The organism is Nocardia sp. NPDC005366, assembly GCF_040606855.1.
Taxonomy (GTDB): domain Bacteria; phylum Actinomycetota; class Actinomycetes; order Mycobacteriales; family Mycobacteriaceae; genus Nocardia.
On sequence record NZ_JBEXFQ010000095.1, the window covers coordinates 1 to 1,994 of the forward strand.

1 protein-coding gene is annotated in these 1,994 nt (G+C 65.5%); it reads right to left on the minus strand.

Annotated features, from left to right (window positions below):
- Positions 1-4 precede the first annotated feature (4 nt).
- Entirely contained in the window at positions 5-1,630 is a 1,626-nt protein-coding gene (locus ABZS43_RS36550; RefSeq protein WP_355040585.1) for a sialidase family protein, read from the minus strand.
- Positions 1,631-1,994: the final 364 nt, after the last annotated feature.

Here is a 1,994-nt window from a genome sequence, read left to right on the forward strand (position 1 = left end):
GAATCTAGCCCGCGGCCGGGTACATGTGGCCGCCGGTGATCTCGTAGAGCGCGAACGTCTTGTTGTTGGGGTCGCGGGTGGTGTCGCGGAAGAAGCTGGCCCACAGGCTGCCGTCCGGCGCGATGTTGACCCCGCCGTACTCGAACAGGTTGTAGTCGGTGTGCGACCCGTCCAAGTTCTGCCCCGTTGACGAGCCACAGCACCGGTAGGGGATCAGCGGATTGTCGGGATTGCTGACCAGTGCCGTGGCGATGTTACGGCTAGGGTCGTCGGCGTTCTTGACCACGGCCATGTAGCCATGCCAGTCTTTGCTGCCCTCACTGTTGCCGAGGTAGGCCAGTCCGAGCTCGCCGTCTCCCCGCGCGACGAGGGAGGAGAACACCGTCGTGCTGACCCCCGGCGCCGACAGCGTCTCGGGCTGTGTCCAGGACTGTCCGCCGTCCTTGGACACCGACAGCAACAGTTGCGGGTTGCTGTGGATGAAGTAGAGCGTGCCGTTGTCGTCCATAGCCAGGCTGTCGGAACCGTAACCCTTGTACACCTCAGGGCAGCCGGCAAAGCCGAGGGTCTCGCGGCAACCCGGGAAGTTCGCTTGCTGGTCGGCGAAAACCCCCGTGTTCATATCGATGCGCGCGTTGGGAACCTTCGACCAAGTAAACGTCGCGCCCGCGTCCCTGCTGGTCCCCACCACGTACTGCCCGCACGCGTTCATCGGCTGGTATACCGTGCCGTCCGGAGCGACGACCCCTCGCATCGGGGTGACGAACGGCAACTGCGCCGTCACCGACCCGTCCGGGAGGAACTGGGTGTTGCTGCCCGGTACCCCGGGCACCATCGCGGCGAAGTCGCACTCGGACTGGCTGAAGGTCGACACCGGCGAGCTAGGCTGGAAGCTGTTACCGCCATCGAAAGACCGCCAGCACTTGGTGAACGGCCCGAGGCTCGGAAGCGGGGTCAAGGAGCAGTAGTAGACCACGTTGGGGTAACCCGAGGTCTGAACACCCGCCGGAGGCGGGCCCACATACATCTGATGGACATCACCGATCGTGATGATGGGATCCCCCTCGAACGGATGCCCGCCGACCTGGGTGACGCGCCAGGTTTCCCCTTCGTCATCGCTGTAGCCGATCTGGTTCGACACTTGAGAGGTCCCCAGGGCGGTGCTGGTGTAGAAGAGCCGGTCGGTCGCGGGGTCCAACTGCATGGAGCCGATGAGGTCCTGCAACGGCAGTGGCAGCGCCACCCGCTGCCAGGACTCGCCCCCGTCGCGGGACCGCGCCAGACCCGCGCGACCCTCCGCGTCCTTGACCGAGACCCCCATGAAGATCGTTCCCCGGCTGTTGACGGCGGTGCTGCCTTCGATACCGATGATGCCGGTGGGCGAGGTGCAGGCCTGCCACGGCGCGGTCGCACCGCCGACGAAGGTGGCCTGCTGAGGCTCGACGCAGCTCGGGCTCGCGGCCACCGGCGCCTCTGCCGCCGCCTGGGTGGGTGCGACGAACACCCCCGCCATGAGCGCCGCCGCTATCACCAGCCGACGCCCTACGGCCATCTTTCTCATGCGTGCGCGCCGCGGCGCGCCGAACGCCAACAGGCTCGGGGAGCGCGAGCCCTCCGGGTCGAGCGACATACTTCCTCCAAGGGTTGCAGCGGTATCGCGCCAGTATGTAGGTGTACTCAATGAAAATGGAAGGCTTTGCGTGAATCCAGCTCCATACACGCGAAGGTTCCTGCTGTGCGGGTGTCGATCGACACCGGCAAGCCGATCTCACCGGCCCGTACCGACGTTGCGATCACCGCGAGGTATCTCGAATCCGGTAGGTGCACTGGTTGCTGCCGCGCTCGACGGCGTTGCGTTACCGTTGGAAGACAGGATCGACCTCACCCACATACCAACGTGGGCACCAACTTCCGCTGAACCACAGTGATGGGGGGCACCGCTACGCGGTGCCCCCCATCACTCACTTCGAGACAGAATCTAGCCCGCGGCCGGG